A 23,748-nucleotide genomic window follows, 5' to 3' on the forward strand; every position below is an offset into this window, starting at 1 on the left:
TCGGGGATGGTAATCGCTGTGTCGCCTCAGGTAAACAGTCTCGAAAAGAAACCTTTCTTGTTGCCCGGCCATCCCTCGTATAATTCGCCGGTTATTTCCAAGAGAGTCATCAACATGGCATTTCCCGGCATCATTTCCCGTCTTCATTCCGACCCGGACTCCCTCCCCCGTCAGCTCGCCCAGGGTCTGCAGACCCGGGCCGAGGCGTTCTGGTTGCCCATTGCCATGCAGGGGGACGCCACCACCGTGCTGGCGGCCCTCCCGGACAGCTGCAGCCTCTATCTTGAAGGCCAGACGACGCTTCCCCTGCGCAGCCACGACGGCGTCGTGGCAGAAAACGGCACCCTGGCACTGGGCAATGGTCACACGATGACGCTGGCCAGGGAGAAAGGCGATGGCGGCATCGTGCCGGAAGAAAGCCTCGCCGAGATGGCCCAATGGCTGGAAGCGGGTCATCGGCACTTCATCTGCTCCACTGCCGTCCAGCCCGTGGCGCGGGCCATCCTCAACATCTGGCCTCTCGATCCCTACCTCGCCCGTCACTTCTTGCTCAGTTTCACACCCTTGCTGTGCGAAGCAACCGAGGCGGACTATCTTGCGGTCCTCTCGGTCAGGGCGGGTGACGCCATCCCGCGGCACGCTTGGGCTGAGGCTTATATGAAGCTTGAGAAGAAACTGCATCGCGCCTACTTGGATCACTAATAAATCCCAAGAAACAGCCAGTTATCCCTACGACACAATTTGCCCCATCCCTTATCTGTGAGCTTGATCATGTTTTGAAATGGGCATAAAGTGCGCCACGTCATCGGAATGACGTCGGCTGTTCGTGGCGGAGTATGCATTGTCGACAGTGCAACCCGCACACTTGTGCACCCAGATACGTGCCTCCTGGATGGATCTAGGATCCCTGTTCGCACCAACGTCGTTGGTCGACAGAGCCAGCAGCTTACATAAATTACAAAGTGCGAAGCACGTGAACAACGTGCCATCTCAACGAGGATTATTTTATGATGAAAATGGCTCCTTCCCTGATCGCCATCGCTATGGCCACCATGGGTGCAACTGCAGCTCACGCCGCTGACGACATCTACTTCGGCGCCGGTGTTGGTGCAACTCACTTCAACGGTCTGAACAAGATCGAAGGCGTGAACGTTGGCGAAGAAGATGCGGCTGCTGCCAATGCCTTCGTTGGTTACAACTTCAACGAATACTTCGGTTCCGAGCTGGGCTACCAGTACACCGGCCGTGGCAACACCGACGGCAACCGTTACGAGAGCCAGGGTGCCACCCTGTCCGGTATCGCTCGTCTGCCGCTGGGCAACGATTTCTCCCTGTTCGGTGAAGCTGGCGCCTACTGGGGCCACACCGACGGTCTGGGTACCAGCGATACCAAAGTATCCCCGCTGGCCGGCGCCGGTGTGACCTACAAGGTCAACGACGCGCTGGATCTGCAAGCTCGCTACCGCTACATGTGGGACGTGGCTGACCTGCACGCCGACAACTTACGCTACAAGTCCAACCAGAGCGTTGCGACCCTGGAAGCCGTTTACCACCCGTTCCGTACTTCCTACGTAGCGCCTGCTCCGGCCCCGGTTGTTGAAGAAGCACCGGCCCCGGCTCCGCAAATCGTTGAGAAGAACTTCGCCCTGAACTCCGACGTGCTGTTCGCCTTTGGCAAAGACAGCCTGAAGGCCGAAGGTGTGCAAGCCCTGAACGCTCTGTACCAGCAAATCGTTGAGTTCCAGCCGAAAGACGGCAACGCCGTTGTTGTTGGTTACACCGACCGTATCGGTTCCGACGCTTACAACCAGAAGCTGTCTGAAGCTCGTGCCCGCACCGTTGCCAACTTCCTGGTCAGCAAGGGTATGGCTGCCAGCAAGGTTGCCATCGAAGGTCGTGGCGAAGCCAACCCGGTCACCGGCACCAAGTGTGACGGCGTCAAGGCCAAGGCTCAGCTGATCTCCTGCCTGGCTCCGGACCGTCGCGTAGAAGTTCGCGTATCCGGCGTACAAGAAGTTCAAAAGTAATCTGACTTCGCTCAGGTAACGTAAAAAGGGGATGCCACGGCATCCCCTTTTGCTGTCTCTCTCCTCCCCCCAGCGACACTCTCTGTCTCACCTTTTCTCCCCTTTACCCCCGTATTGCGGCCCCGCGACACCGGTGTCGGCGCTGCATATCTGTGCAGAAACTTGATCACGCTGATTCAAAAGAATACAGTAGCAACGCTTGTAAGACATTGGATGAACTATTAAAAGTCCTCAGTGCCCGGTTAGTTGTCCATGGAGAAACAGCTTCATGAGAATCCAGGTTTCCATCCATTTTTTATTCAAGCCGTCCGTGATCCGCTCACGGTGTCGCACATGAAGTGTCATCTGCGACCGGTATAACAAAGAGTGCGCAGTACGCCCATAGCACGGCAACTCAACGAGGATAAAACGATGAAAATGAAAATGGCACCAACCCTGATTGCTCTGGCCATTGCAGCCATGGGAACCACCACCGCTCAGGCGGCCGACGACTGGTACACGGGTATGGGTGCAGGTTGGGCCTATGGCCACGACCTGGATACCTTCGGCCAGGATGCTGACAAGGACGCCACCGCGCTCTCCCTGTTCGGCGGTTACAACTTCACCGAGAACTTTGCCGCCGAGCTCGGCTATCTCTATGCCGGCAAGGCTGGCGTCGATGGCGTCGACTTCAAGACCCAGGGTGCCACCCTGTCCGGTATCGCACGCCTGCCCATGAATGACATCTTCTCCGTCTTCGCCGAAGGGGGTGCCTACTTCAACCACGTCAACGGCAACGGCCAGAGCGACAACGGGACCTCGCCGCTGGCGGGTCTGGGTCTGACTGCCAAGCTCTCCGACCTTATCGACCTGCAGGCCCGCTACCGCTACATGTGGGATCTGGGTGACGATCAGAAAACCTGGAAAACCGACATGAGCGTCGCCACCCTGGAACTGGTGATGCACCCGAACCGCACCACCTATGTGGCACCGGCCCCGGCACCGGCTCCCGAGCCGGTTCCCGAGCCTGTCATGGTCGACAAGAACTTCTCCCTGAGCTCGGACGTGCTGTTTGCCTTCGGCAAATCCACCCTGAAGCCGGAAGGGGCTGCTGCGCTCAACACCCTGTATCAGCAGATCGTCGACGTCCAGCCGAAAGATGGCAGCGCCGTGGTGGTGGGTTACACCGACCGCATCGGCTCCGATGCCTACAACCTGAAGCTGTCTGAAGCCCGTGCCCGCACCGTGGCCGACTTCCTGGTTGGCAAGGGTCTGCCGGCTGGCAAGGTTTCCATCGAAGGTCGTGGTGAAGCCAACCCGGTCACCGGCACCCAGTGTGACGGCATCAAGGCCAAGGCTCAGCTGATCGCCTGCCTGGCACCGGATCGCCGCGTCGAAGTGCGCGTCACCGGCGTACAGGAAGTGCAGCAATAAGGGGACAACCACCTGTTGCAAAAAGGGGCCATTCCGGCCCCTTTTTTAATGCCCGGACGGCACCGCCAGCGCGGGCAGCCCACCTGCCTGTCTCACCGATTTTCCATACAGATGCGTCACTTAAATGGTTAATGCGCTCACATCGCCTATACATAATGTTGGCTATACATAGCAAAGGGCTGGGAGCCCTATAACACCCAACATCGACGAGGATACGCGATGAACATAAGACTGAAACCTGTGTGGATTGCATTGGCATTGGCGACGAGTGCCGCCCAGGCGGCACCTGTTCACGACTGGTATGTGGGGGCTGGGGGTGGCTGGGCCTTTGCCCATGACATCGATGATTTCAGCCAGGACGTCGGCAAGGACGCAACCGCCATCAACGCCTTTGTCGGCTACAACTACAACGAGAATCTGGGGGCAGAGCTCGGCTACCTCTCCACCGGTGACTGGGATATTGCCGGCCAGGACTTCAACAGCAAGGGGGCCACCCTGTCGGTCATTGGCCGTTTGCCGCTGGGGGACATCTTCTCTGTCTTTGCCGAAGGGGGTGGTTATCTCTATCACGTCGACTCCGTCAACGGGGGAGATGACAACCTGGCTCCCCTGGCGGGTCTGGGACTGACCGCCAGACTGAGCGACTGGGTAGACATCCAGACCCGCTACCGCTACATGGTGCGAGTCGGGGACGATCCTGACAACGACAAGGTGGGCAGCGGCACCAAACGCTGGGTCAGCGACATCAGTACCGCCACCATCGAGCTGGTGCTTCACCCCAATCGCACCGTCGCCGCAGTGCCGGTGGCCGCGCCTCTGGTCGTGGCACCGCCGCCCCCGGCTCCCGAGCCGGTGGATCAGACCTTCAACCTGAGTTCGGATGTGCTGTTTGCCTTTGGCAAGGCGGAGCTCAAACCGGAGGGGATGCAGGCACTCGACGCCCTCTACCAGCAGATCGTCGACGTCAAACCCAAGGATGGCAACGCCATGGTGATGGGCTACACCGACCGCATCGGCTCGGATGCCAACAACCAGGCACTGTCGGAGGCCCGTGCAAGCACGGTCGCCAACTTCCTGATTGGCAAGGGGCTGCCTGCAGACAAGGTGAGCATCCAGGGCAATGGCGAGAGCAACCCGGTCACCGGCACCCAGTGTGATGCCATCAAGGCCAGGGCTGCCCTCATCGACTGCCTGGCCCCGGATCGCCGGGTCGAAATCCGGGTCACCGGTGTCAGCAATCCCGCCGAGCCCGCCCCCGCCGAGCAACCGGCACAATAACCTCCTCTTCCTTCACAGCCGTGCACAAAAAAGGGATGCCGAGGCATCCCTTCTGCATGTCTGTCCCCTTGGGATCAGAAGGAAGTACGACGATAGCGGCGGTACTCGGGGCGCCAGAAGTTCGCCTCGATGGCCTGATCGATCACATCATCGGGGGTCTGCACCGCCTTGCCCTGCAACATGGCGGTCTTGGCCACCATCTTGGCGATGTAGCGGGAGACCTGATGGATGTCCGCCAGATCCGGCAGCAAGGAGCCCTCTTCCCCCTTCACCAGGGGTGAACAATCCGCCAGGGCACGGCTGGCCGACATCAGCATGGCATCGGTCACCCGGTTGGCACCGGAGGCGATCACCCCAAGGCCGATCCCCGGGAAGATGAAGGAGTTGTTGCACTGGGCGATGACGTAGCGCTTGCCCTTGTACTCCACCGGTGCGAACGGGCTGCCGGTGGCGACCAGCACCTGGCCGTCGGTCCAGCGAATGAGATCCGCCGGGGTGGCTTCCACCCGGGAAGTGGGGTTGGAGAGCGGGAAGATGATGGGACGGGCACAGTGCTTGTGCATGGTCTTGACCACCTCTTCGGTAAACAGACCCGGCTGGCCGGAGACCCCGATCAGGATGTCCGGGCGACCGTGCTCCATCACCTCCAGCAGGGAGATGTTGTCCCCCACCGGCCACTCCTTGATCCGCTCGATCGGCTGGGAGAGCTTGCGCTGGAAGTCGAGCTGGTTGGGGATCTTGTCGGTGATGAGACCGAATCGGTCCACCATGAAGACCCGGCCCCGCGCCTCGGCGTCGGTCAGCCCTTCGGCCTTCATCTGCGCCACGATCTGCTCGGCGATGCCGCACCCGGCACTGCCCGCCCCGAGGAAGGCGACCCGCTTCTCGGAGAGCTTGGCACCGGAGGCCTTGCAGGCGGCGATGAGGCTGCCCAGGGTCACCGCGGCGGTCCCCTGAATGTCATCGTTGAAGCAGCACAGCTCATCCTTGTAGCGGTTGAGCAGCGGGGTGGCATTGCCCTGGGCGAAATCCTCGAACTGCAGCAGGATGTCCGGCCAGCGGCGCTTGACCGCCTGAATGAAGGCATCGACGAACTCGTCGTACTCTTCGCCGGAGATGCGCGGATGGCGCCACCCCATGTAGAAGGGGTCGTTCAGCAACTGCTGGTTGTTGGTGCCCACGTCCAGCACCACCGGCAGGCAGTAGGCCGGGGAGATGCCGCCACAGGCGGTGTAGAGGGAGAGCTTGCCGATGGGAATGCCCATGCCGCCGATGCCCTGATCCCCGAGGCCCAGGATGCGTTCGCCATCGGTGACCACGATCACCTTGACGTTCTGCTTGGTGGCGTTTTGCAGCATGTCATCGATCCTGTCCTTGTCTGGATAGGAGATGAAGAGGCCGCGAGCACGACGATAGATGTTGGAGAACTCCTCGCACGCCTTGCCGACCGTCGGGGTGTAGATGACCGGCAGCATTTCGGTGAGGTGGTTGTTCAGCAGGCGGTAGAAGAGCGTTTCGTTGGTATCCTGGATGTTGCGCAAATAGATGTGCTTGTCCATGTCGTTGCCAAACGCCATGAACTGGCGATAGGCACGCTCTGCCTGCTCTTCGATGGTTTCGATGTTCTGGGGCAGCAGACCCTCCAGATTGAAGCTACTGCGTTCTTCGCTGGTGAAGGCGCTGCCCTTGTTGAGCAACGGCGTCTCCAGCAGGGCTGGACCTGCGTAGGGAATGTAGAGGGGACGTTTCTGATTATTATCTTCAAACATGGATCTGTACCTTGACTGTGTGGCCCGTCGATCCTATGGGCTTGAGCCAACAATTTCAAAGGGTTTGCACCTCCCTTGCGAAAGGTTTGCGACCCAGTCGACGAAAGGCCCCCGGAGTCTGACCCGTCAGGCGGCGAAAACGGTTGGCAAAGTTGGCGCCGTCGCTGTATCCGACCCGGGCCGCCAGCTCGGCCAGCGGCCAGTTGGTGTAGAGCAGCAACTGGCGCGCCTTGTTCATGCGAAGCCCGGTGAGCCAGGCCATGGGGCCCATGCCGAACACCTGCTGGCAGAGCCGGTGCAGATGGGGCACCGAGCAGGCCATCTGGTCGGCCAGCAGGGCCACGCTCCAGGGCTCGTCCAGACGCGCCTCCACCCGCCGAAACAGCGCCTGAAGCCGCAGCTCCGGCGTGCCGCGCACCTCCCCCTGCAGGGTCCGCTCCAAGAGCGCCAGCAGCAGGCTCAGCAGCTGGGGCTGGAGTGGCGAACGTATTCCCTCCCCCTGCATCAGGCTGAGCAGATGGTAGAGCTGCTCCCCCTCCTCCCCCTGCCAGATGCGATGGCCAAGCCGGTGCAGATGCTGCCAGCGAGGCACGTCGTCCAGCAGGATCCAACTGGTATGCCAGGCTTCCCCCACCAGCCTGAGGCCCCCCGGCACGGCGGCCGGGAGAAAGACCAGGGCTCCCGCCGGGATGGGCTGCTCCCCGCCATCGGTGAGCAGGGCGCCCCCCTCGTCATGGCTCACCATCAGGATGTGAAACTCCGGTCGGTTGCGGCGGATAAGGTAGTGCTCCCGTATCGTCGAGAGGCCGGTCAGGAAGACACCCGCCTCCCCAAGCAGGGGCAGCCCTTCGCGCCCCAGCATCCGCTCTTCGCAGGCCGGGGCGATTTCCAGACACTCGCTGATAAATGGCATAGCACCTCAACAGGATAGTTTTGCACAAGAAAGCCGAGAGAGGCTCACAGTGAAGCCTCCCGTTATCACCCCTATCATACCCACGACAAACCCTGATTTTTACCAACCCGGTTAACATAAATGAATTATTGGCAAGCGATTTTAAAACAAACCACCGATCGCGAGTTCATGACGCGACTGTGGCGACTGGCCCTGCCGGTTTCGCTGCAATCCATGATGTTCTCCCTGCTCGGCCTCATCGACATCATGATGGTGAGCCAGCTCGGCACCACGGCTGTGGCGGCGGTCGGCTTGGGCAACCGGGTCTTCTTCTTCAATCTGCTGGTGATAGCGGGGCTCTCGGGCGGGGTCTCGGTGTTGGCGGCACAATATTTCGGCCGTGGCGAGATGGCCGGGGTGCGCCGCTCCCTGGCCCTGGCCCTGGTGGGCGCCCTGGCGGTGAGCCTGCCCTTTGCCCTCGTCTATGTGCTCTCACCGGGCAGCGTGCTCGGCTTTGCCAGCCATGAGCCCGCGCTGCGCGAGCTGGCCGACGAGTTCCTGATGATCACCGGCGCCACCATCCTCTGCACCGCCGTGGTGGTGCCCCTGGAGTCGGCCCTGCGCTCGGTGGGCAATGCCGCGGCGCCGACCCGCATCGGTATCATCGCCATCATCGCCAACGTCATCCTCAACTATGCCCTCATCTTCGGCCATTTCGGCGCCGAGGCCATGGGAGTAGCCGGCTCCGCCTGGGGCACCACCCTTTCGCGCCTGCTGCAGACGGCGCTGCTGCTTGCCTATGTGTGGCGTGCAGAGCCCCGTCTCATCCCGCGCAAGCAAGACTGGCTCGCCGCCTTCAGGCGCAAGGAGGTGGTGCGCTTCACCCTGATCGCCCTGCCGCTGTTGCTGCACGACGGGCTCTGGGCCTTCGGCATGCTGCTCTACGGCTTCCTCTACGCGCACCTTGGCACCGACGCTCTGGCCATCATGACCACCCTCGGCACGCTGGAGAGCATCCTCATCTCCCTCTTCTTCGGGCTGGCGGTGGCCTGCTCCACCCTGCTCGGTCACCGGCTCGGGGCAGAGGAGTATGACGAGGCCTGGCAGCACTCCCAGCTCTTCCTGCTGCTTGCCCCCGTCGGCGCCCTGCTGGTGGGGACCGCCGTCTGGCTGATGCAGGGCAGCCTGCTGCAATGGGTCGGCAACCTGCCGGGCGAGCTGATGACTGAGGCCGGCCAGGTGCTCGCCATCCTGTGCCTCGGCATGCTGCTCAAGGTGTTCAACATGGTGGGGATCGTCGGGGTGCTGCGCTCGGGGGGGGACGTCAACTACAGCATCTTCATCGACATCGTCGGCATGTGGTGCATCGGCCTGCCGCTGGCCTGGGTGGCGGTCAGCCTGCTGGGCTGGCCCCTCTCCTGGGTGGTGGCGGTGGTCCTGCTGGAGGAGCTCTCCAAGGTGCTGCTGGTGCAGCGCCGCATTCGCCAGCGGCGCTGGCTGCGCAATCTGGTGCTGGGATAAGGGAAGAGCGCAAAGCGGGAAAATGCGGGGTCATATCAATGACAGAAAATCCCGCTTTGCAGTATGCTGGCCCCCTCTTCAATCAGAGGCGGGGTGCGCCGGCCATGCCGATCCTTGTGCCCCTGCCCAGTAGTCGTTTAAGGAGACGAGCATGCAACCACAAAAAGAGCGGATCACCGAGACTGCCCTGCTGGAGATGGCCAACAAGATCATTCGTGAACACGAGGACTTCATCCACGGCATGCGCGCCGACTCGGTGGAGCAGAAGGGGGACATTCTGGTGTTCCAGGGGGAGTTCTTCCTGGCAGAGGACGGCACCCCGACCGGCAAGACCATGGCGGTGTTCAACATGTTCAAGCTGCTGGCCCAGCAGCTCTCCGGCAAATACACCCTGGCCTGACGCCAGCCCCGTCATCACCGGATGCCGCCCTCAGGCGGCATCCGTTTTTGTGCGCCCTGCATCGCCCGCGGGTTTCCCTGCCTCGGCCACCACGCAGTTGCGACCCGCCATCTTGGCCATGTAGAGGCACTCGTCCGCCCGGTTGAGCAGATCCTCCACCCCCTCGCCACGCTGGGCCAGGGTCAGACCGATGCTCACCGTCACCTCCAGCAGCTCGTCGGAGGTGGGGCTTTTCACCAACCTCGCCTCCACCGCGACCCGCAGCCGCTCCGCCACCCGCTTGGCTTGTGCCAGGTCCGTGCAACCGGGCAACAGGATGGCAAACTCCTCCCCGCCGTAACGCCCGAGCACCATGCCGGGCTCCAGTTGTTCCGACAGGGTGGCCGCCACCTCCTTGAGCACCGCATCCCCCGCCAGATGGCCGAAGGTGTCGTTGATGCGCTTGAAGCGATCCAGATCCAGCAGCAGCACCGCGAAGGGAGCCTGTTTGCGGATCATGGCGGCCCTCGCCTTCTCGAGCTGCTTCATCAGCAGGCGGCGGTTCATCATGCCGGTCAACTCGTCCGTGGTGGACTCCCGATAGAGTTGCAGCAGCATGTTGAGCTGGCCGCACTGCACCCAGGCGCTGGCGATGGCAAAGAGCCCCAGCAGCCAGACCTGGTTGAGGGTCTGCACGCTCCAGAGGGGCTGGCCCACCAGCAGCCAGTTGCCCGCCAGCATGGTGGCCAGAATGCCCCCCGCCAGTTGCAGGCTGAGGGAGAGGGGAATGGGGAAGATGGCGAACAGACTGATGAGCAGATAGGGGAAGGCCATGTAGCCCGCCTGCATCTCCTGATCCGCGCCGAAGCTGTGCAGGCAGATGAGGGAGAAGAGCATCATCACCGCCATCAGGTAGCCCAGCGCCAGCTTCATGCGCTCGCGCTTGAAGTGGATGAGATAGGAGAGGGGGATGAGGGGCGAGAGGGCCAGCAGGCAGAAGACCCTGACCTGGAACAGCGCCTCGAACTGGATGGCTGGCAGGGTCAGCCAGTCCACCAGAGCCCAGCTCGGGAGCCCCGCCATCAGCAGACAGGTGAGCAGCCGCAGCCGCACCGTCATGAAGCCCATCCGGGTCAGGGTAAAATCTTCGGAGTGGGCGCGGGCACTCCAGAACTCCGACAGCTTCAGCATCCAGAGTCTCCATCTTCGAACCGAGGGCTCATTCTACACCGTCCCCATCCTGATGCATCAGCCTCCCTCCCCTTTGTGAGGGATCGGTCTCACACAAACCGGCGGATCTTAATCGCCACAGGAAAACGTTTCAACCCATCAGGAAATAAACGAGTTTGCGCTCAATTAGCGCTGGAAAGCGCGATGCCAATCACTAAAATAGCGCCCAATTTTCTCCCCTCCCCCCACACATTCGAGGTATTTATGGAACAGGCTGCCGCCCCAAGCGCCATCCGAGAGGCCCATCCCCCCAGGCGAGCCCACAGCGAACTGGTCTACGGCATCGAGGATGTCCCCCCCCTGCCCCAGACCCTGTTCGCCGCCCTGCAGCATATGCTCGCCATGTTTGTCGCCATCATCACCCCGCCCCTCATCATCGCCAACGCCCTCGGCCTCCCCGCCGATGACACCCGCTACATCGTCTCCATGTCCCTGGTCATGTCCGGCATCGCCTCCTTCATCCAGACCCGCCGTTTCGGCCCCCTCGGTTCCGGCCTGCTCTCGGTACAGGGCACCAGCTTCAACTTCCTCGGTCCCATCATCGCCTCCGGCCTCGCCCTCAAGCAGGCGGCCATGCCCACCGACGATCTGCTGGGCACCCTGTTCGGCACCATGCTGGCAGCGGCCCTCACCATCGTCGTCATGAGCCGCTTCCTGCACCTGGTCAAACGGATCATCACCCCGCTGGTGACCGGCATCGTGGTATTGCTCATCGGCCTGACCCTCATCAAGGTAGGGCTCATCAGCATGGGGGGCGGCTACGGCGCCCTGGCGGACGGCAGCTTCGCCAGCCACACCAACCTCTTTCTCTCCCTGCTGGTGCTCGGCCTCATCGTGCTGATGCAACGCAGTCGCAACCCCTGGCTGCGCCTCTCCGCCATCATGATCGCCATGCTGGCGGGCTATGCGGTGGCGCTGCTGCTGGGCAAGGTGGCAGCCCCCACCTTCGACGGCCCCCTGGTGATGGTGCCTGTTCCGCTCCACTACGGGCTCGGCTTTGACTGGCAGCTGTTCGTGCCGCTCGCCATCATCTTCGTGGTGACGGCGCTGGAAGCCATCGGCGACATGACCGCCACCTCCGACATCTCCGGCGAGCCGCTGGAAGGGCCGGTCTACATGGCGCGGATCAAGGGGGGCGTGCTGGCCGACGGCGCCAACTCCATGCTGGCGGCGGTCTTCTCCACCTTCCCCATGTCCACCTTCGCCCAGAACAACGGCGTCATCCAGCTGACCGGGGTGGCCAGCCGCCATGTCGGCCTCTTCATCGCCGCCATGCTGGCCCTGCTCGGCCTGTTCCCGGCGGTGGCGAGCCTGGTGCAACAAATACCTGAACCCGTGCTCGGCGGCGCCACCATCGTCATGTTCGGCACCATCGCCGCCGCCGGGGTGCGCATCATCTCCCGGGAGGAGCTGGACCGCCGCGCCCTGATGATCCTGGCGGTGTCGCTCGCCATGGGTCTCGGAGTGGCCCAGGTGCCCGAGGTGCTGCAACACCTGCCGGAGCTGGCCAGGAGCGTGCTCTCCTACGGCGTCGCCACCGGCGGCCTCACCGCCATCCTGCTCAATCTGCTGCTGCCCCGGCGCGCCGCCGCACAGGCCTGACACTCCGCCATCCTTGCACCAAAGCCCCGCCATGCGGGGCTTTACCTTGTTTGCCTCCGCGCGTACTGTGCTTGGCAGCCTCTGCCAAAGGATGCCTTTCATGCCTTATACCCTGCTGCCCCCGCCGCCCGCCCACCAGACACCCGACCAGATCCTGGCCGAGGAGCAGCGCTGGCTGCGGGAGTGCGCCGGTGACGGCGAGCCCAGAGCCCTCCTCTGGCAGGGCCCCCAATGCCTCATCGTCACCCGCAAGGACACCCGTTTGCCCCGCTACCAGGCCGCCTGCGAGCAGCTGGCCGCCGAGGACTGGCCGGTGTTCGTGCGCGACAGCGGCGGCACCGCCGTGCCCCACGGCGCCGGCGTCCTCAACCTCTCCCTCATGCTGCCCCGAACCACCACGGATCTGGCCCACTACTACCGGCTGCTGGGGGCGCCCCTGCTCGCCCTGCTGGAGGAATACGGTCTTGCGGGCAGCTACGACTTCGTGCCCGGCTCGTTTTGCGACGGCCAGTACAACCTGGTGATCGGGGGGCGCAAGGTGACCGGCACCGCCCAGCGCTGGCTGGCGCCGGGCCGGGATCACGACGGCGCCGTGCTGGCCCAGGCCATGCTGCTGGTGGCGGGGGATGTGGACGAGGGCACCCGGATGGCGAGCCGCTTCTACGAACTGGCCGGGGGCGAGCTGCGCTTTGCTCCGGGCACCTCCACCACCCTGGCCCACGCCATTGGCTGGCAGGGGGATGAGGCGGCCCTGGTGAGCCGGGTGAGCAGGGCGCTGGCGCAGCGGCTTTCCGGAGATATTCCCTCCCCCTGACCCCCTGGGGGCAACAAGCGCCGCCATTCATTGCGTAAAATGCAAAAAAGCCACGATGAGCGTCGTGGCTTTTGCGTATTTCGCACAGATATTGTCAGAGGAGCCGGGATCAAGCCCCGGGTTTTGCCATCCCAGCCCGGATCCCGGTTGACACCATGGACAGGAGCCCGGTGACAGGACTTCCCGCAGGCCCGCTTCTCATCAGGCCGTCTGCGGCTCGGGCTCGGACTCCGTATCCCGGTCCCGGCTGAAGTAGGCGCGGGTCTCGGCAATCACCACGTGGCGCAGGCCGATGAGGCCGATGAGGTTGGGCACCGCCATCAGGCCGTTGACGATGTCGGCCAAGAGCCAGATCAGGTCCAGATGGAGGAAGGCACCGCTCGCCACCAGCACCAGATAGATGAGGCGGTAGGGTTTGATCGCCTTCACCCCGAACAGGTACTCGGTGCAGCGCTCGCCGTAGTAGTTCCAGCCAAGGATGGTGGTAAAGGCGAAGAACAACAGGCCGATGCTCACCAGATACTGGCCCACATGGGCATCCAGCCCCTGGGCAAAGGCCAGACTGGTCATGGCCGCACCGCTTGCATCGCCGCTCCACACCCCGGTCACCACCAGGGTCAGGCCGGTCATGGTGCAGATGATGATGGTGTCGATGAAGGTGCCGGTCATGGAGACCAGCCCCTGCTCCACGCAGGAATCGGTCTTGGCCGCCGCCGCCGCGATGGGGGCCGAGCCCAGCCCCGACTCGTTGGAGAAGACCCCGCGCGCCACCCCGGACTGGATCGCCAGCATGATGCCGGCGCCGACGAAACCGCCGGTGGCCGCATGACCGGTGAAGGCGCTCCCGATCACCAGCATGACCGCATCGGGCAGGGCGCCTGCATTGTTCACCAGCACCCCGGCACAGGCGACGATGTAGAAGATGGCCATGAAGGGCACCACCTTGCTGGACACGCTGGAGATGGACTGGATACCCCCCAGGGTCACCAGCGCCACGATCAGGGTCAGCACCACGGCGGTCACTTCACGGGGTACCGAGAAGGAGAGGCTCATGGCATCACTGATGGCGTTGACCTGGGGGAAGGTACCGATGCCGAAGAAGGCGACGCCGATGCCGAACAGGGCAAACAGCTTGGCGAGCGGCCTGGAGCCGAGCCCCTTCTCCAGATAGTACATGGGGCCACCCGCCATCTGGCCGTTGGCGTCCTGCTGGCGATATTTCACCGCCAGCAGGCACTCGGCGTACTTGGTGGCCATGCCGAACAGGGCGGCCATCCACATCCAGAACAGGGCGCCGGGGCCGCCGAGCTTGATGGCGGTGGCGACCCCGACGATGTTGCCGGTGCCGATGGTGGCGGAGAGGGCGGTGCAGAGCGCGCCGAAGCTGGAGACATCCCCCTGCTTGCCCTGCCCCTGATCGCGGCCAAAGACCAGCTTGAGGGCCAGCGGCAAACGCACGATCTGAAGCAGACCCAATCGCCAGGTGAGATAGATACCGGTCCCGACCAGCAGGATCAGCAGGGGGGGACCCCAGATAAAGCTATCGATGGCGGCGAGCGCCGATTGAATTGATGACATGCATCCTCCTTAAAAAACAACGATTAAGGAGGAGAAGGATGATCTTCCCATAGGTGTCGCGATCGGCCAGAGGCGATCGGATGCGGGCAAAGAACGTGTTCACACTCTTGCTGCGAGGCCGTGATCAAGGCTCATGCGCTGCTCGGAAGCCTCATGTATTTACATACACTCCGGTTCCTGCGCTGCTCTTTGCCTTGCTGACGACCTCTCGCTACAGATCGTGAACAGTTCCAAGCTCAGGTACAACCATCCCATCCCCTCTGTCCTTTTGCCTGAGAGTTTCCGGCGCCAGATTGCGATGCAATCACGGTGCCTTGCTCCTTCGGCGCCCGATTCAACGGGTCTCTCCAGAGTATCGTCCAGTAGCAGTCCACACCGGTTGCCCGGTACCTGAAAGATTCACTTCTTCGGTGGATGGTTGCCCATCGCTCTCCTGCTACCTTCATCCGAACTAGTTTGGATTAGGAAGCGGGCATGGTAATCCAAAAAATGTGAGCTGTCTCGCACTCCCTGGCCCCGGCGCCCCCTTTTTACCTGGCCGCAACCCCCAGGCCTGATGTTATTAGTTCGTTAACTATCAACAGCTTATCAAGCTCCCTTAGGGGGTGCTCCCCATCACGGCCCTGATCGCTTCCCGTATCAAGAGCCTGTTTCGTCTCGACCAGAAAAACTTGCCGACATATCCAATCAAAATGCTTGCACACAAACTCAATAAGCCGATAATCCCGCGCATAACTAAGCACTTTGCAAGGGAGTTATGCAATGTGCCTGGTGGGTCCCTCCGGACCGCTCGCCTGAGCCGGCCGTCGCCGGTTCAATCGCATATGGCTTGGGCATATCACGCCCCCTAAGGACTATCAAAAGAGAATGAACGAGACCCTGGTCGCACAAGATTACCGTCAGTTGGTTGAACAATTCGGCTCCCCCCTGCTGCTGCTCGACAAGGCAGCCGTCCGCAAACAGTATCGGGCCCTGGCGGCCGCCCTGCCCGATGTGCGCTTGCATTATGCACTCAAGCCCCTGCCCCACGAGGCGGTGGTCTCTGTCTTGAAGGAAGAGGGGGCCTGTTTCGATCTGGCCACCAATGGCGAAGTGGATCTGGTGCGCAGCCAAGGGGTTCGCCCGGGGCGCTGCATCCATACCCATCCCATCAAGCGTGACAGCGACATCCGTTATGCCCTGGAATTCGGCTGTACCGTGTTTGTCTATGACAACCCGCTGGAGCTGGAAAAGTTCCTGCCCTACAAGGATGAAGTGAAACTGCTGCTACGGGTCAGCTTCCCCAACCCCGAGACCAAGGTCGATCTCTCCAAGAAGTTCGGCTGCACCCCGGAGCAGGCACTGCCGTTGCTGCAACTGGCCCAGGCCAAGGGGATCAAGGTGATGGGGCTGTCGTTCCACGTCGGCTCCCAGGTACCCCACGCCCGTCGCCACGTGCAGGCCATCGACGCCTGCCGCGAGATCATGGAGCAGGCCTGGGAGCTCGGACTCAAGCCCTGGGTGCTGGATATCGGCGGCGGCTTCCCGGTGGACTATGACGGCGGCGAGTTCGACATCGACGGTTTCTGCGCCCCGATCCGCGAGGCCCTGGCCAAGCTGCCCGCCACGGTGCAGAAGATTGCCGAGCCGGGCCGCTTCATCAGCGCGCCGGCCATGACCTCGGTCGCCAGCGTGATGGGCAAGGCCCACCGCGGCGACAAGATCTGGTACTACCTGGATGACGGTCTCTACGGCAGCTACAACGGCCAGCTCTACGACCACGTCACCTACCCGGTGAGCACGCCCTATGCCCACGGCGAACTGCACAATGCGGTGCTCTCCGGCCCCACCTGCGACAGCGTGGACGTCATCCGCGACAGCATCATGCTGCCGGATCTCGAGATCGGCGAGCTGGTGGTGGGTCGGGTGATGGGGGCCTACACCTGGGCCTCCGCGTCCACCTTCAACTTCTTCCCCAAGGCGAGCATCCTGATCCTGGACAGCGCCCAGAGGCAGAAGCTGGTTGCCGTGGCCTGAGACCAGGACCCGCGCACAAAAAAGAGGGGACGCCGCGGCGTCCCCTCTTTCATTTCATCACCAGACTAGATGAACTGGCTGGTCAGCAGCCAGCCGGTGTAGGCGACGAAGCAGGCGAGCAGCACGCCCCCCTCCAGCCGGTTGATGCGCCCCTGCCCCTTGCGGCCCAGACACATCACCAGCAGCAACAGGGTCAGCCCCATCATGATGCTCCAGTCGCGGGAAAGCACTTCGGGCGCCACCTCGAGCGGGTGGATGCCGGCGGCGATGCCCACCACGGCCAGGGTGTTGAACAGGTTGGAACCCAGCACGTTGCCAAGGGCCAGATCGTGCTCGTTCTTGCGGATGGCGATGAGGGACGATGCCAGCTCCGGCAAGGAGGTCCCCACCGCGACTATGGTCAGGCCAATCACCAGATCGCTGATGCCAAAACCCTGGGCGATGGTCACCGCCCCCCACACCAGCAGACGGGAAGCCCCGATCAGCAGCACCAGGCCGACGATGAGCCAGAGGATGGCGCTCTTGAGAGACATGCCCTCGGAGACGATGTCCTCCTCGGTATCTGTATCCAGCGCATCCCCCTTGCCGTTCATGCCGGCCCAGATGGACCAGCCCATCAGCACTGCGAACACGGCCCCCAGAATGGCGGCATCCATCCGGCCCAGATTGCCATCGATGAGCAGGGCGCCGGAGAGCAGGGTGATGCCGAGCAGGATGGGGATCTCCTTGCGCACCACCTGGGAGGCGACGGCGATGGGGCTGATCAGGGCGGTCAGACCCAGGATCAGGGCAATATTGGTGATGTTGGAACCATAGGCATTGCCGAGCGCGAGCCCGGGATTGCCCTGGGAGGCCGCCAGCGCGGAGACCACCATCTCGGGGGCCGAGGTACCAAAACCGATGATCACCATGCCGATCAGCAGCGGCGGCATACCGGCGTAACGGGCGGTGGCGGCGGCGCCGTCCACGAACTTGTCGGCACTCCAGACCAGCAACGCCAGTCCGGCAATCAGGGCAACAAAAGCCAGGGTCATATTGTTCTATCTCATCCACGGCAAACACGAGAGCCAGGCAAGTTGCCTGGCTCCATCCAAACGCGGCCTCAGTGTAACGGGGCCGCTTGCTATTTCAAGGTGTAATCAAACACCGATTAATCTTTCACAGCGCCGCCAGCAGGCTCTGGGCATCCGACACCTCGAACTTGCCTGGCGCCTCAACGAAGAGCCGCTCCACCACACCATCGTTGGCGATGAGGGCAAAACGCTGGGCCCGCACGCCGCCGAAGGCCCCGGTCTCCTTGGCCAGACCCAGTGCCCGGGTCCAGCTGCCGTCGCCGTCCGCCAGCATGGTGATGTCAGCGGCGTTCTGGGCCTCCTGCCACGCCTTCATCACGAAGGCGTCGTTGACCGACAGACAGCACAGTTCCACCCCCTTGGCCCTGAACTGATCGGCCAGCACCACGTAGCCCGGCAGGTGGGCGTTGGAGCAGGTGGGGGTGAAGGCGCCGGGCACCGCAAAGAGCACCACCCGCTTGTCGGCAAACAGGGCCTGGGTATCCTTCACCTGCTTGCCCTCGGCGGTGATAAAGGTAAATTCCCCTGCGGGCAGGGATTGACCGACCGTGATCATGATGACGCATCCTTCTGTGGTTCAAAGAGGCCCAGTCTACCCCATTCCACCAGAAGGCGAAGGGGTCCATCGAGCAGCAACAACGCGATCGGGGACAAACGCCTGTCGCCCCTATTTCTGGCCTGATGGCAGGCGCCTTGCCTGCCAGGTGGCGATGGCGAGCAGGGAGTCAGGCGTGAACTCGTCCGCCCGATCGGCTATCTCGCCCAGGCTCATCCAGTGCACCTCGCTCACCTCTTCGGCCTGCAGTTGCAGCGGCCCCTGATAGTGACAGCTGAACAGGCCGCCCCAGACCCGGTAGCGGCTGCCGCTCGCCTCCCCTTCGGCATAGAAGGTGCCGTAATCCTGCAGGGGCACGTCGCGGATCCCCAGCTCCTCGGCCAGCTCCCGCCGGGCGGAAAGGGCCATGGCCTCCCCCGTGGTCACCACGCCACCGGCGCAGGCATCCAGCATGCCGGGGCAAAAATCCTTGCTCGGGGTGCGCCGCTGCACCAGGATGCGCTCACCCTCATCCAGCACCAGGATGTAGCTGGCACGATGACGCAGGTTTTCCTGACGCACCCTGGCGCGCTCGGCCACCCCGATCACCCTGTCCTGCTCGTCTACTATGTCCACCCACTCCACGTGCGGCACCTTTGTCATGTCTGCAATGGCCGCAGTATATCGGGCCCCGGACCCGGACTCTCACTACTTTTTCAACGCCGGAGCTGCACGCCAGCCGATCACAAGACAGATTCATACAAATCTTTATCAAGTGTCACATCAGTGTCACGGTCCGTCGGCATAGTGTGCCCTGTCCAAACAACAGGGTCTCTTGCCATGAAGGTGTTCAAGCAGTGGTCTCCCCGTCGAATTGCTCGCTATATCAAGAGCTTCCATCATGGAAGTTTCATGGTTGAAGCACTGGGGCGGTTTGAGTTTCAAGGGGGGATCATCGATGTGAAGCCGTTGAGCTGTCATCAGGCGCTGAGCCTGGCCCGGCAGATCAACTTGGCCGTGCGCGATCTGCGCACCACCACCCTGTTGCCGGGCTGACATACTCCTTTCTGTCTGTCGTCGACTTCCATGTACACATTTGCCCGCCGCTCATTCGAGCGTGCGGGCTGTTTTTCTGAAGGTTGTGCCCTGCCTCAGTGCTGCAGGATCTGGGAGAGGAAGAGCTTGGTCCGATCGGACTGGGGGTTGTCAAAGAACTGATCCGGCACGTTCTCTTCGATGATTTGCCCCCGGTCCATGAAGATCACCCTGTCCGCCACCTGCTTGGCAAACCCCATCTCGTGGGTGACACAGAGCATGGTCATCCCCTCGTGGGCCAGCTCCACCATCACATCCAGCACCTCCCGCACCATCTCGGGATCCAGCGCCGAGGTTGGCTCGTCAAACAGCATCACCTGGGGATTCATGCACAGACTGCGGGCGATGGCGACCCGCTGCTGCTGGCCACCGGAGAGCTGCCCCGGATACTTGAGCGCCTGTTCGGGGATCCGCACCCGGCGCAGGAAGTTCATGGCGATCTCCTCGGCCTCCTTGCGCGGCAACTGCTTGACCCAGATGGGCGCAAGGCAACAGTTCTCCAGCACGGTCAGATGGGGGAAGAGGTTGAAATGCTGGAACACCATGCCCACCTCCCGGCGCACCGTCTCGATGTTCTTGAGATCCGAGGTCAGGGCCGTGCCCTTGACCAGGATGTCCCCGCTCTGGTGCTCTTCCAGCCGGTTGATGCAGCGGATCATGGTGGACTTGCCCGACCCCGATGGTCCGCAGATGACGATCTTCTCCCCTCTGCCCACCTGCAGGTTGATGTTGCGCAGCACGTGAAACTCACCGTACCACTTGTTGACCTCTTTCAGTTCGACAACTGCGTCCGTTTTCATATCAGAACGACTCCTAATGCTTGTGGCCCGTGTTGAGTTTGCGCTCCAGATAGATGGAGTAGCGGGACATGCCAAAACAGAACATCCAGAAGATCATGGCGATAAAGACATAAGCTTCGGTGGAATACCCCAGCCAGGCCGGATCCGCCAGGGCCACCTTGGAGATGGCCAGCAGATCGAACAGCCCGATGATCAGCACCAGGCTGGTGTCCTTGAACAGGGAAATAAAGGTGTTCACCAGGGAAGGAATGGTGATCTTGAGGGCCTGGGGCATGATGATGAGGCCCATCACCTTCCAGTAGGAGAGCCCCAGGGCATCCCCCGCCTCATATTGCCCCTTGGGGATCGCCTGCAGCCCCCCTCTCACCACCTCGGCCACGTAGGCCGCCTGGAACAGGATGATGCCGATGAGCGCCCGCAGCAGCTTGTCGAGCTCCACCTCGGTACTCATGAACAGTGGCAGCATGACGGACGCCATGAAGAGCACAGTAATGAGCGGCACCGCCCGCCAGAACTCGATATAGACGGTACAGAGGCTGGAGATGACCGGCATGTGGGAGCGACGCCCCAGTGCCAGCAGGATGCCGAACGGCAGTGCGACCACTATGCCCACCACCGCCAGCACCAGGGTGAGCATCAGCCCGCCCCAGCGGTTCGTTTCCACCACCTCCAGCCCCGCTCCCCCATGGATGAGGAAGAAGGCGATGACAGGGAACACCAGCAGGGTGAAGAGCGCCAGCCACCCCTTGCGCGGGGTCTTTGGCCAGATGAGCAGGGCCAGCAGCGCCGCCAGACCGGCGAAGGTCAGGTTGATGCGCCAGTACTGATCAGCCGGGTAGAAGCCATAGAGATACTGCCCCAGCCGGCTCTCGATGAAGATCCAGCAGGCACCGCCCTGGACGCAGGCCTCGCGGCTGCTCCCCTGCCAGGTGGCCGAGAACAGCGCCCAGTCCAGTGCAGACCAGATGAGTGGCAGCAACAGATAGGCCAGCACCAGGGTCATCAGGCCGTTCCACCAGTTGGGGAAAAGGTTCTGCCTGATCCAGGCGAGCGGCCCCCGACGGTGGTTGGGAGGCGGCAGCGCCTCCTGCAATTCATTCACGAACATGACAGCTCCCTAGCGCTCAACCAGCGTCATTCTGCGGTTGTAGATGTTCATCAGCACCGAGGTGGTGATACTGATGACGAGATAGACCCCCATGGTCATGGCGATGACCTCGATGGCCTGCCCTGTCTGGTTGAGAGTCGTCCCCATGAACACCGAGACCAGATCCGGGTAGCCGATGGCGGTCGCCAGGGAGGAGTTCTTGGTGAGGTTCAGATACTGGCTGGTCAAGGGAGGAATGATGACCCGCATGGCCTGGGGAATGATCACCAGCCGCAGCGTCTTGGTGGGCGAGAGCCCGAGGGCGGAGGCCGCCTCCGTCTGCCCCTTGCTGATGGCCAGGATGCCGGATCGCACTATCTCGGCGATGAAGGCCGCCGTATAGATGGTGAGCGCCAGCAAGAGGGCCGCGAGCTCCGGCAGCACCGTCAGCCCCCCCCGGAAGTTGAACCCTTGCAGCGCAGGCAAGCTCCAGCTGAGCGGGCTGCCCGCCAGCAGGAAGGTGATCCCCGGGAGCAGCATGACCAGGGCGGCCACACAGCGCCAGAACGGGAAGATCCTGCCGGTCAGGGCCTGACGGCGGCGAGCCCAGCGGCCCAGCCCCCAGCTCAGCAGCACCGCGAGCACCAGTGCCCAGAGCACGTAGCCGAATCCCTCTTCGAACAGGGGCTTGGGCAGATAGAAGCCCCGCACGTTGAGGAAGGCGAGCCCGCCTATATCCACGCTCTGACGCGGGGAAGGCAGGGTACGCAGCACCGAGAAGTACCAGAAGAAGATCTGCAGCAGCAGCGGGATGTTGCGAAACGTCTCTATGTAGACGGCCGCTATCTTGGCCACCAGCCAGTTGCGCGACAGGCGCGCGACCCCGAGTGCGAACCCGAGCAGGGTGGCAAACAGGATGCCGAGCACGGAGACCAGCAGGGTGTTGAGCAAGCCCACCACGAAGGTGCGACCGAAGGTGTAGGTCTCGTCGTAGGGGATGAGGCTCTGCAAGATGCCGAAACCGGCCGTGTTGCCCAGAAAATCAAAGCCTGTAGTGATACCACGGGTGGCCAGATTGGTCAGGGCATTGTTGACGATGTAGAACAGGAACCCGATAACCGCCGCGATGGCCAGGCACTGGAAGAGCAGCGCCCGCACCTTGGCGTCATACCACCAGCGGCCCTGTTCTTTCCTATGGTTTGATGCGTGTAATGCCATGAGGATGACTCCGACAAAGCCAGGGAAAACATGGGGGGCCAGGCCCCCCGGTGACTGTCGACTCAGCGGATGGGTGGCGCGTACATCAGACCGCCCTTGTTCCAGAGGGCATTGATGCCGCGATCAATCTTGAGGGGGGAGCCGGCACCGACGTTGCGATCGAAGGATTCACCGTAGTTGCCGACCTGTTTGACGATGTTGTAGGCCCATTTGTCATCCAGCCCCAGCACAGTCCCTTTGGGCTCTTCCAGCCCCAGCAGGCGACGGATGTCAGGATTGGTGGACTTGAGCATCTCGTCCACGTTGGCACTGGTAACCCCGGCCTCCTCGGCATTGAGCATGGCGTTGAGGCTCCAGCGCACCACCTTGAACCACTGATCGTCACCCTGACGCACGGCTGGGCCCAGCGGCTCCTTGGAGATGACCTCCGGCAGCACCACGGCTTCCTCTGGCTTGGTGAGCTTGATCTTGAGGGCATAGAGCTGGGACTGATCCGAAGTCAGCACGTCACAGCGGCCGGCTTCGAAGCCCTTGACGGTCTGATCCGAGGTATCGAACACCACTGGGGTGTACTTCATGCCGCCATTGGCGCGGAAATAGTCAGCCAGGTTGAGCTCGGTGGTGGTACCGGACTGGATACAGACGGCGGCACCGTCAAGCTCCTTGGCGCTCTTGACCCCGAGGGACTGCTTGACCAGGAACCCCTGCCCGTCGTAGTAGTTCACCCCGGCGAACGTGAGGCCCAGCGACCCATCCCGGGTCAGGGTCCAGGTGGTATTGCGCGAGAGCAGATCCACTTCCCCGGACTGCAGGGCGGTAAAGCGCTCCTTGGCGGTGAGGGAGACATACTTGACCTTGCTGGCGTCCCCCAGTACCGCGGCGGCCACGGCGCGGCACACGTCCACGTCGAGCCCGGTCCAGGTTCCCTTGGCATCCGGGTTGGAGAACCCGGGCAGGCCGTCACCGACCCCGCACTGCACGAATCCCTTCTTCTTGACGGCATCCAGCGTACCGTCCGCCCACGCATTGGCTGCCATCAGCGACAGCGCCATCACCATACCTGCCTTGTGTATCTGCTTCATGTCACTCTTCCCTGTGGTTTGATTCGAACAGGCATCAAAATCTAGCGAGATGCCATCGTTTCCCTGCTTTTTGGCAGCTTATCCAGCCGCAGAAAAACCTGTCAATCGGTGCAATCCGGCCCAACCATGGTGCAACAGAACAAAATATCTAAACGGGGGAATATGCACTCTCAGAATCAAAAGTAGACCCTTATTTGCCAAATAGCCTGCTGCTTAAAACCCTTCATGGCATGAGGATTATTTTTCGAAAATAAATCGGCTGCACCGCATTGGGGCAGCCATTTCTGCTGACAACTGACTCATCAGATTCGGTTTTATGCCAAAAGCACCAGAGTGAGG

At 62.2% G+C, this 23,748-nt stretch carries 21 protein-coding genes and 1 riboswitch; of the genes, 10 read left to right on the plus strand and 11 right to left on the minus strand.

Annotation, left to right across the window (positions count from 1 at the left end; translation table 11 throughout):
• The first annotated feature begins 114 nt into the window (after positions 1-114).
• The 4 genes from C2U37_RS00850 to C2U37_RS00865 all read left to right on the plus strand — a co-directional run bounded on the left by C2U37_RS00850 (position 115) and on the right by C2U37_RS00865 (position 4,718).
• The gene (locus tag C2U37_RS00850) at positions 115-702 is read left to right on the plus strand and encodes a hypothetical protein (RefSeq protein WP_104451723.1); all 588 of its coding nucleotides are present in this window, start codon (positions 115-117) and stop codon (positions 700-702) included.
• A gap of 305 nt (positions 703-1,007) precedes the next feature.
• Positions 1,008-2,027, plus strand: a complete 1,020-nt coding sequence (ompA, locus tag C2U37_RS00855) for a porin OmpA (RefSeq protein ID WP_104451724.1) — start codon at positions 1,008-1,010, stop codon at positions 2,025-2,027.
• A 411-nt stretch (positions 2,028-2,438) separates the two neighbouring features.
• The gene (ompA, locus tag C2U37_RS00860; protein ID WP_039039303.1) at positions 2,439-3,440 is read left to right on the plus strand and encodes a porin OmpA; all 1,002 of its coding nucleotides are present in this window, start codon (positions 2,439-2,441) and stop codon (positions 3,438-3,440) included.
• A 219-nt stretch (positions 3,441-3,659) separates the two neighbouring features.
• Entirely contained in the window at positions 3,660-4,718 is a 1,059-nt protein-coding gene (locus tag C2U37_RS00865) for an OmpA family protein (protein ID WP_048208140.1), read from the plus strand.
• Positions 4,719-4,792: 74 nt separating this feature from the next.
• Here C2U37_RS00865 and C2U37_RS00870 read toward each other — a convergent pair whose 3' ends face one another.
• Complete coding sequence (locus C2U37_RS00870; RefSeq protein ID WP_010673498.1) at positions 4,793-6,487, minus strand: NAD-dependent malic enzyme; 1,695 nt, start codon at positions 6,485-6,487, stop codon at positions 4,793-4,795.
• Between the two features lie 55 nt (positions 6,488-6,542).
• Complete coding sequence (locus tag C2U37_RS00875) at positions 6,543-7,400, minus strand: helix-turn-helix transcriptional regulator (protein WP_041213342.1); 858 nt, start codon at positions 7,398-7,400, stop codon at positions 6,543-6,545.
• Between the two features lie 120 nt (positions 7,401-7,520).
• On the opposite strand from C2U37_RS00875, the gene C2U37_RS00880 reads away from it, so the two are divergent.
• Positions 7,521-8,900, plus strand: coding sequence for an MATE family efflux transporter (locus C2U37_RS00880; protein WP_102948781.1), 1,380 nt, complete (start codon positions 7,521-7,523; stop codon positions 8,898-8,900).
• 151 nt (positions 8,901-9,051) lie between these two features.
• Complete coding sequence (locus C2U37_RS00885) at positions 9,052-9,300, plus strand: YciN family protein (RefSeq protein ID WP_102948782.1); 249 nt, start codon at positions 9,052-9,054, stop codon at positions 9,298-9,300.
• A 30-nt stretch (positions 9,301-9,330) separates the two neighbouring features.
• Here the strand turns inward: C2U37_RS00885 and C2U37_RS00890 are convergent, their stop codons facing one another.
• Complete coding sequence (locus C2U37_RS00890) at positions 9,331-10,470, minus strand: GGDEF domain-containing protein (protein ID WP_102948783.1); 1,140 nt, start codon at positions 10,468-10,470, stop codon at positions 9,331-9,333.
• Positions 10,471-10,713: 243 nt separating this feature from the next.
• Here C2U37_RS00890 and C2U37_RS00895 point away from each other — a divergent pair, with 243 nt between their 5' ends.
• On the plus strand, positions 10,714-12,111 hold the full coding sequence (locus tag C2U37_RS00895; protein ID WP_102948784.1) for a nucleobase:cation symporter-2 family protein: 1,398 nt from the start codon (positions 10,714-10,716) through the stop codon (positions 12,109-12,111).
• Positions 12,112-12,211: 100 nt separating this feature from the next.
• Positions 12,212-12,925: a lipoyl protein ligase domain-containing protein gene (locus tag C2U37_RS00900; protein ID WP_102948785.1), complete on the plus strand. Its 714-nt coding sequence runs from the start codon at positions 12,212-12,214 to the stop codon at positions 12,923-12,925.
• A gap of 201 nt (positions 12,926-13,126) precedes the next feature.
• On the opposite strand, the gene C2U37_RS00905 is transcribed toward C2U37_RS00900, so the two are convergent.
• Positions 13,127-14,503, minus strand: a complete 1,377-nt coding sequence (locus C2U37_RS00905) for an alanine/glycine:cation symporter family protein (protein WP_045523510.1) — start codon at positions 14,501-14,503, stop codon at positions 13,127-13,129.
• Positions 14,504-14,753: 250 nt separating this feature from the next.
• Positions 14,754-14,864: riboswitch (glycine riboswitch) on the minus strand.
• Positions 14,865-15,370: 506 nt separating this feature from the next.
• Here C2U37_RS00905 and C2U37_RS00910 point away from each other — a divergent pair.
• Positions 15,371-16,519, plus strand: a complete 1,149-nt coding sequence (locus C2U37_RS00910) for a type III PLP-dependent enzyme (RefSeq protein ID WP_104451725.1) — start codon at positions 15,371-15,373, stop codon at positions 16,517-16,519.
• 65 nt (positions 16,520-16,584) lie between these two features.
• Here C2U37_RS00910 and C2U37_RS00915 read toward each other — a convergent pair whose 3' ends face one another.
• The 3 genes from C2U37_RS00915 to yfcD form a co-directional block, all read right to left on the minus strand.
• Positions 16,585-17,553: a calcium/sodium antiporter gene (locus tag C2U37_RS00915; protein ID WP_010673489.1), complete on the minus strand. Its 969-nt coding sequence runs from the start codon at positions 17,551-17,553 to the stop codon at positions 16,585-16,587.
• 124 nt (positions 17,554-17,677) lie between these two features.
• Positions 17,678-18,148: a peroxiredoxin gene (locus C2U37_RS00920; RefSeq protein WP_042882470.1), complete on the minus strand. Its 471-nt coding sequence runs from the start codon at positions 18,146-18,148 to the stop codon at positions 17,678-17,680.
• Between the two features lie 111 nt (positions 18,149-18,259).
• A complete protein-coding gene (gene yfcD / locus C2U37_RS00925; protein WP_102948786.1) occupies positions 18,260-18,790 on the minus strand; it encodes an NUDIX hydrolase YfcD in 531 nt (176 codons plus the stop codon).
• Positions 18,791-18,967: 177 nt separating this feature from the next.
• On the opposite strand from yfcD, the gene C2U37_RS00930 reads away from it, so the two are divergent.
• A complete protein-coding gene (locus C2U37_RS00930) occupies positions 18,968-19,183 on the plus strand; it encodes a DUF1107 family protein (RefSeq protein ID WP_010673486.1) in 216 nt (71 codons plus the stop codon).
• A 95-nt stretch (positions 19,184-19,278) separates the two neighbouring features.
• On the opposite strand, the gene C2U37_RS00935 is transcribed toward C2U37_RS00930, so the two are convergent.
• The 4 genes from C2U37_RS00935 to C2U37_RS00950 all read right to left on the minus strand — a co-directional run bounded on the left by C2U37_RS00935 (position 19,279) and on the right by C2U37_RS00950 (position 23,409).
• Positions 19,279-20,022: an amino acid ABC transporter ATP-binding protein gene (locus C2U37_RS00935; protein WP_010673485.1), complete on the minus strand. Its 744-nt coding sequence runs from the start codon at positions 20,020-20,022 to the stop codon at positions 19,279-19,281.
• 13 nt (positions 20,023-20,035) lie between these two features.
• Positions 20,036-21,130, minus strand: a complete 1,095-nt coding sequence (locus C2U37_RS00940; protein WP_102948787.1) for an amino acid ABC transporter permease — start codon at positions 21,128-21,130, stop codon at positions 20,036-20,038.
• A 9-nt stretch (positions 21,131-21,139) separates the two neighbouring features.
• Positions 21,140-22,327, minus strand: a complete 1,188-nt coding sequence (locus C2U37_RS00945; RefSeq protein ID WP_223924480.1) for an amino acid ABC transporter permease — start codon at positions 22,325-22,327, stop codon at positions 21,140-21,142.
• Between the two features lie 62 nt (positions 22,328-22,389).
• Positions 22,390-23,409, minus strand: a complete 1,020-nt coding sequence (locus C2U37_RS00950; RefSeq protein ID WP_010673482.1) for an amino acid ABC transporter substrate-binding protein — start codon at positions 23,407-23,409, stop codon at positions 22,390-22,392.
• Positions 23,410-23,748 lie beyond the last annotated feature (339 nt).

The organism is Aeromonas sp. ASNIH1 (assembly GCF_002934285.1).
Lineage (GTDB): Bacteria > Pseudomonadota > Gammaproteobacteria > Enterobacterales > Aeromonadaceae > Aeromonas > Aeromonas caviae.

What these genes read in the sequence shown, in the direction of transcription:
- C2U37_RS00850 (WP_104451723.1), top strand. Translation starts at nt 115, where the DNA reads ATGGCATTTCCCGGCATCATTTCCCGTCTTCATTCCGACCCGGACTCC.
- ompA (WP_039039303.1), top strand. Translation starts at nt 2,439, where the DNA reads ATGAAAATGAAAATGGCACCAACCCTGATTGCTCTGGCCATTGCAGCC.
- C2U37_RS00885 (WP_102948782.1), top strand. Translation starts at nt 9,052, where the DNA reads ATGCAACCACAAAAAGAGCGGATCACCGAGACTGCCCTGCTGGAGATG.
- ompA (WP_104451724.1), top strand. Translation starts at nt 1,008, where the DNA reads ATGATGAAAATGGCTCCTTCCCTGATCGCCATCGCTATGGCCACCATG.
- C2U37_RS00880 (WP_102948781.1), top strand. Translation starts at nt 7,521, where the DNA reads ATGAATTATTGGCAAGCGATTTTAAAACAAACCACCGATCGCGAGTTC.
- C2U37_RS00920 (WP_042882470.1), bottom strand. Translation starts at nt 18,148, where the DNA reads ATGATCACGGTCGGTCAATCCCTGCCCGCAGGGGAATTTACCTTTATC.
- C2U37_RS00930 (WP_010673486.1), top strand. Translation starts at nt 18,968, where the DNA reads ATGAAGGTGTTCAAGCAGTGGTCTCCCCGTCGAATTGCTCGCTATATC.
- C2U37_RS00905 (WP_045523510.1), bottom strand. Translation starts at nt 14,503, where the DNA reads ATGTCATCAATTCAATCGGCGCTCGCCGCCATCGATAGCTTTATCTGG.
- C2U37_RS00865 (WP_048208140.1), top strand. Translation starts at nt 3,660, where the DNA reads ATGAACATAAGACTGAAACCTGTGTGGATTGCATTGGCATTGGCGACG.
- C2U37_RS00900 (WP_102948785.1), top strand. Translation starts at nt 12,212, where the DNA reads ATGCCTTATACCCTGCTGCCCCCGCCGCCCGCCCACCAGACACCCGAC.
- C2U37_RS00945 (WP_223924480.1), bottom strand. Translation starts at nt 22,327, where the DNA reads ATGGCATTACACGCATCAAACCATAGGAAAGAACAGGGCCGCTGGTGG.
- C2U37_RS00870 (WP_010673498.1), bottom strand. Translation starts at nt 6,487, where the DNA reads ATGTTTGAAGATAATAATCAGAAACGTCCCCTCTACATTCCCTACGCA.
- yfcD (WP_102948786.1), bottom strand. Translation starts at nt 18,790, where the DNA reads ATGACAAAGGTGCCGCACGTGGAGTGGGTGGACATAGTAGACGAGCAG.
- C2U37_RS00935 (WP_010673485.1), bottom strand. Translation starts at nt 20,022, where the DNA reads ATGAAAACGGACGCAGTTGTCGAACTGAAAGAGGTCAACAAGTGGTAC.
- C2U37_RS00895 (WP_102948784.1), top strand. Translation starts at nt 10,714, where the DNA reads ATGGAACAGGCTGCCGCCCCAAGCGCCATCCGAGAGGCCCATCCCCCC.
- C2U37_RS00950 (WP_010673482.1), bottom strand. Translation starts at nt 23,409, where the DNA reads ATGAAGCAGATACACAAGGCAGGTATGGTGATGGCGCTGTCGCTGATG.
- C2U37_RS00915 (WP_010673489.1), bottom strand. Translation starts at nt 17,553, where the DNA reads ATGACCCTGGCTTTTGTTGCCCTGATTGCCGGACTGGCGTTGCTGGTC.
- C2U37_RS00890 (WP_102948783.1), bottom strand. Translation starts at nt 10,470, where the DNA reads ATGCTGAAGCTGTCGGAGTTCTGGAGTGCCCGCGCCCACTCCGAAGAT.
- C2U37_RS00940 (WP_102948787.1), bottom strand. Translation starts at nt 21,130, where the DNA reads ATGTTCGTGAATGAATTGCAGGAGGCGCTGCCGCCTCCCAACCACCGT.
- C2U37_RS00875 (WP_041213342.1), bottom strand. Translation starts at nt 7,400, where the DNA reads ATGCCATTTATCAGCGAGTGTCTGGAAATCGCCCCGGCCTGCGAAGAG.
- C2U37_RS00910 (WP_104451725.1), top strand. Translation starts at nt 15,371, where the DNA reads ATGAACGAGACCCTGGTCGCACAAGATTACCGTCAGTTGGTTGAACAA.